Annotated in this window: 5 protein-coding genes and 1 pseudogene; all 6 read left to right on the top strand. The window is 65.0% G+C overall.

Features of this window, described 5'->3' with window-relative positions; genetic code table 11:
- Positions 1–481 (top strand): annotated as a pseudogene (locus ABW043_RS09665) (ABC transporter substrate-binding protein); the annotation flags it as partial.
- A 216-nt stretch (positions 482–697) separates the two neighbouring features.
- A complete protein-coding gene (locus tag ABW043_RS09660; protein ID WP_353921000.1) occupies positions 698–1,645 on the top strand; it encodes an ABC transporter permease in 948 nt (315 codons plus the stop codon).
- Between the two features lie 11 nt (positions 1,646–1,656).
- The gene (locus ABW043_RS09655; protein WP_353920999.1) at positions 1,657–2,490 is read left to right on the top strand and encodes an ABC transporter permease; all 834 of its coding nucleotides are present in this window, start codon (positions 1,657–1,659) and stop codon (positions 2,488–2,490) included.
- Positions 2,487–3,296, top strand: coding sequence for an ATP-binding cassette domain-containing protein (locus ABW043_RS09650; protein WP_353920998.1), 810 nt, complete (start codon positions 2,487–2,489; stop codon positions 3,294–3,296). Before ABW043_RS09655 ends, ABW043_RS09650 begins: the two co-directional genes overlap by 4 nt.
- Positions 3,293–4,054, top strand: a complete 762-nt coding sequence (locus ABW043_RS09645; RefSeq protein ID WP_353920997.1) for an ABC transporter ATP-binding protein — start codon at positions 3,293–3,295, stop codon at positions 4,052–4,054. Before ABW043_RS09650 ends, ABW043_RS09645 begins: the two co-directional genes overlap by 4 nt.
- On the top strand, positions 4,051–4,802 hold a 752-nt coding region (locus ABW043_RS09640; RefSeq protein ID WP_353920996.1), incomplete at its 3' end, for a DUF1684 domain-containing protein. The genes ABW043_RS09645 and ABW043_RS09640, both read left to right, overlap by 4 nt.

Below are 4,802 nucleotides of genomic sequence, written 5' to 3'. Positions count from 1 at the left end.
CGCCGAGGCTGGCTTCCCCAATGGCTTCGAGTTCACCCTCGACACCCCGGATTACGACCCGCACCCGATCGTCGCCCAGTTCCTCCAGGCCGAATACGCCAAGGTCGGCGTCAAGGTGAACATCAACATCATCACCGCCAACGAGTGGTACGAGAAGATCTATAAGGCGCACGACTTCCAGGCGACCCTGCAGGAGCACGTGAACCACCGCGACATCGTCTTCTACGGCAACCCCGACTTCTACTGGGGCTACAACAACCCCGACGTCGTCAAGCTGATCGCCGACAGCGAGAGCGCCACCACCGACGCCGACCAGGTCGCCAAGCTCACCGAAGCCAACAAGCAGATCGCCGAAGACGCCGCCGGCAACTGGCTCTACCTCTACCCGCAGATCGTCGTTTCGGCCGCCAACGTCACCGGCTACCCGATCAACGGCCTGAACTCCCAGTTCTTCGCCTACGACATCCAGAAGAGCGAATAGCACTGGATTTTCTCGGGTCGTCATTGCCGGGCTTGTCCCGGCAATCCATACCTCGACGAGCGATGGATCACCGGGACAAGCCCGGTGATGACGGCAACCGGGATTTCCCGTTGAACACTCTGTCCACCGGCCTATCGGCCGGTGGCTTTGCCTTTACGGCCCCGCTATTGTCGCGCCTGATATCGCGCAAGGACTAAGACCATTCTCGCCTACACCATCCGCCGCACGCTGATCCTTATCGCCTCGCTGTTCATCGCAGCGGTTGTGCTGTTCGTGCTGCTGCGCCTCCTCCCCGGCGATCCGGCCAATGCGCTCCTTGGCGTCGGCGCCACCGAGCAACAGATCGCCGCCGCCCGCGCCCAGGTCGGCTCCGACCAGCCGCTCTATGTCCAGTTCGTCAGCTTTCTCGGCAATATCGCCCGCCTCGACCTCGGCACCTCTTTTGTCAGCAAAGCCTCGGTGCTGGGAGAGATCGGCAACCGCATGGCCGTCACCTTGCCGCTGACCTTCTTCGGCTTCCTCGTCGCCCTCGTCCTCGCTATCCCGCTCGGCATCATCGCCGCAGTCCGCTCCGACAAATGGTATGGCGCCGCCATCTCCGTCGTCTCCCAGCTCGGCATTGCTATCCCCGTCTTCTGGCTTGGCATCCTGCTGGTGACGCTCTTCTCCATCAATCTGCGCTGGCTTCCCTCGGGCGGTTTCCCCTTGAAGGGCTGGGCCAATTTTGGCGAAGCCATCACCGGCATGATCCTGCCCTCGCTCACCATCGGCCTAGTCATGGGTGCGTCCCTGTTGCGCTATGTCCGCGCCGCCACGCTCGACGTTCTGGGCAGCGACTTCCTCCGCACCGCCCGCGCCCTCGGCGCGAGTTTCCCCGAGGCGCTGATACGCCATGGCGTGCGCAACGGCGCCGTGCCGGTCATTTCCATCCTCGGCATCGAACTCGCCAGCACCTTCCTCGGCGCCGTGGTCATCGAGCGCGTCTTTTCGCTGCCCGGCCTCGGCTCCATGCTGCTCCTCGCCATCCAGCAGCGCGACTATCCCAACGTGCAGGGCGTGCTTTTCATTTCGACCCTTCTCGTTCTGCTGATCGGCTTTGCTGCCGACATCATCCAGCGCCTCATCGATCCGCGCCTCCGCGGCCGCGGGAGGGCGCCGGCATGAGCACGACCACCATGACCGCTCCTGCCGACAAGAAATCCCACTCCCTGGCCCTCAAGGCCGGGATACTTCTGGTCGGCCTTCACGTCGCCATTGGCCTCCTTACCCTCGTCTGGCTGCCCTACGACCCCACCGCCATGGCCGGTGGCCGCCTCGAGGGGCCGAGCCTCCTCCACTGGCTCGGCACTGACCGCCTCGGCCGCGATCTCTTCACCCAGATGATGATCGGCAGCCGCATCGCCCTGGTCGTCGGCGTCGGCGCGGTCGCCATCGGCGCTGTCATCGGCGTCACCCTCGGCCTTCTCGCGGCCTTTGCCAGCAAATGGCTCGACGACGCCTTGGCGGCGACACTCGATATTCTCATCGCCTTCCCCACCCTGCTGATCGCCATGTTGGTGGTCGCAGCCAGCGACACGGCCAATCTCTGGTCGGCCATCGTTGCCCTGGGCATCGCCCTTTCAGCCATCGTCGCGCGCCTCACCCGCATCCTCGCCAAGCGCGTGCTGGTGATGGACTACATCACGGCCGCCCGCACCTCGGGCAGTGGGTGGCCCAAGATCGTCGCCATCCACATCCTGCCCAATATCTGGCCGACCCTTTCGGTCAATTTCGCCCTGCAATTCGGCCTTGCCGTCATCGCCGAAGCCTCGCTCTCCTATCTTGGCCTCGGCGCCCCGCCGCCAAACGCCTCTTGGGGCCGCATCCTGCAGGAAGCCCAGGGCACGGTGTACACAGCCCCTCTCGGCGCCATCGCCCCCGGCATTGCGCTGGTCTCCCTCGCCATCGGCGTCAATCTCCTCGCCGACGGCCTGCGCGACACCATCGACCCGACGAGGCGCGCCCGATGAGCGCTCTTCTCTCCCTCGAAAATCTTTCCGTCCATGCCGGCAGCAAGGCGCTGGTTTCGAACCTGTCTCTTTCGCTCAATCGCGGCGAACGACTGGGCCTGATCGGCGAATCCGGCTCCGGCAAATCGCTGACCTCGCTGGCCGCCACCGGCCTCTTGCCGGCCGGCCTCGCGGCCTCTGGCTCCGCCATTCTTGCGGGGAAGCAAGTCATCGGCGCGCCGGATCGCGAGCTGAACCAGTTGCGCGGCACTGCCGTCGCCATCGTCTTCCAGGAGCCGCTGACAGCCCTCGATCCGCTGATGCGCGTCGGCAAGCAGGTAGCAGAACCCCTCGCCCGCCGCGCCAAGCGCGATGGTACCCCGCTGTCCGGCACAGCCCTCGATCAGGCCGTCCTCGCCCTCCTCGACGAGGTCGCCCTACCCGAACCGCAGCGCATCGCAAAATCCTATCCGCACGAGCTTTCCGGCGGCCAGCGCCAGCGTATCGCCATCGCCATGGCCCTCGCCTGCAAGCCCGACCTGCTCATCGCCGACGAACCCACCACAGCTCTCGACGTGACCACCCAATCTGAAATCCTCGGCCTCCTCGACCGCTTGGTTCGCGAGCGTAACATGGCGCTGTTGTTCATCAGCCACGACCTGCCCGTCGTCGCCAACACTGTCAGCCAAGTCGTCGTCCTGCGCCAAGGCGAAACCGTAGAGGCCGGCAACGTGGCCGACGTCTTCGCTAACCCACGCCACGACTACACCAGGAGCCTCCTCGCCGCCGCCCGCCGCCTCGACGATGCCATGGAGGGCCGCGCATGAGCCTCGTCCGCGTCGACCACGTCAGCTTCGGCTACACCGCCAACCGCCGCATTCTCGATGATGTCTCGCTGGAGATCGCTCCCGGCGACACTATCGGCCTCGTCGGCGAAAGCGGCTCGGGCAAAACGACCCTCTTGCGCCTCCTGCTCGGCCTCGCCCACCCCGATAGCGGCACCATCACTTTCGATGGCAAACCACTCGACCCCGGCAACGGCACGTTCATGCGCGATTTCCGCCGCCAGGCGCAGGTGGTCTTTCAAGACCCCTATTCCTCACTCGATCCGCGCCAGACGATCCAATCCATCATCGCCGAGCCCCTGCGTTCGCTGAAGATCCCCGGCGATCACGCGAAAATGGTCAGCGATGCCCTGGAAGCCGTCGACCTCGACCGCGACGTCGGCACTCGCTTCCCGCATCAGTTCTCCGGCGGCCAGCGCCAGCGCATCGCCATTGCCCGCGCCATCGTGCCCGGCCCGCGCCTGCTGCTCGCCGACGAAGCGGTCAGCGCCCTCGACCTGACGACCCGCATCCGCATCGTCGACCTCCTGGTAGGCCTCAGCAAAACCATGAGCCTGCTGTTCGTCTCGCACGATATCGGCGTCGTCGCCGCGCTCTGTCGACGCATCGTCATTCTCGAAAAAGGCCGCATCGTCGAAGCCGGCGACACGGCCACAGTTCTCGCCAATCCAAAGCATCCCTATACGCAGCGCCTGCTTGCCAGCGTGCCGCGCCTCACACTGAACAAGGTGCCGTCATGACCGACTATCCAACCCAATATGCCGAATGGCAGGCCAAGCGCCTCGCCGCGCTCAAGGCGCCCAATGGCTGGCTCAACATCATCGCCCGCGTCTGGCTGGCAGAAGGCACCGTCACTGTCGGCGCCGCCGCGGACAATGACATCATCCTCTCCTCCGGCCCGTCCTATGTCGGCAGCCTGACCCAGGACACAGATGGCCAGGTCACCTATACGCCGGCCGATGGCAGCGCCGCCCAGGTGCTGAAACTCTCAAAGTACAGCCCGCCGCGCTTCACCGCCGGAAACCTGTTGCTGGAAGTCACCTCGCTCAATGGCGAGAATGCCCTGCGCGTACGCGATACCACATCGGACGCACCCAACCAGTTGCAGCCGCTCGAATATTTCCCGCTGGACCCCACGTGGCGCATCACCGCCGATTGGGTTGCCTTCGAAGCACCCAAGGGCCTGACCATCAGCACGTCCAAGGCGATCCAGACCGAGGTCGAAGCAACCCACAAGGCTGTCTTCACCCGCGACGGCGTCACCTACGAACTGCTCGCCACCCATGGCACGGCGGAATCCCCGCAATTCGTCATCCGCGACCAGACCTCGCGTGACTCGACCTATGCCGCCTGCCGCTTCGTCTTTGGCGAAGACGTCACCGACAAGACCATCGTCCTCGACTTCAACAAGGCGCTCAACCCGCCCTGCGCCTTCACCGAACATGCCGTCTGCCCGCTGCCGCCCGCTGAAAACGTGCTGCCGATCCG

It is taken from the genome of Devosia sp., assembly GCF_040509215.1.
Classification (GTDB): domain Bacteria; phylum Pseudomonadota; class Alphaproteobacteria; order Rhizobiales; family Devosiaceae; genus Devosia.
Note: the sequence above shows the minus strand (reverse complement) of the source record. Positions and strands in the feature narration are given on the sequence as shown.

Excerpts from the sequence above, each read along its gene's own strand:
- ABW043_RS09655 (WP_353920999.1), top strand. The coding sequence starts at position 1,657 with ATGACCGCTCCTGCCGACAAGAAATCCCACTCCCTGGCCCTCAAGGCC.
- ABW043_RS09650 (WP_353920998.1), top strand. The coding sequence starts at position 2,487 with ATGAGCGCTCTTCTCTCCCTCGAAAATCTTTCCGTCCATGCCGGCAGC.
- ABW043_RS09645 (WP_353920997.1), top strand. The coding sequence starts at position 3,293 with ATGAGCCTCGTCCGCGTCGACCACGTCAGCTTCGGCTACACCGCCAAC.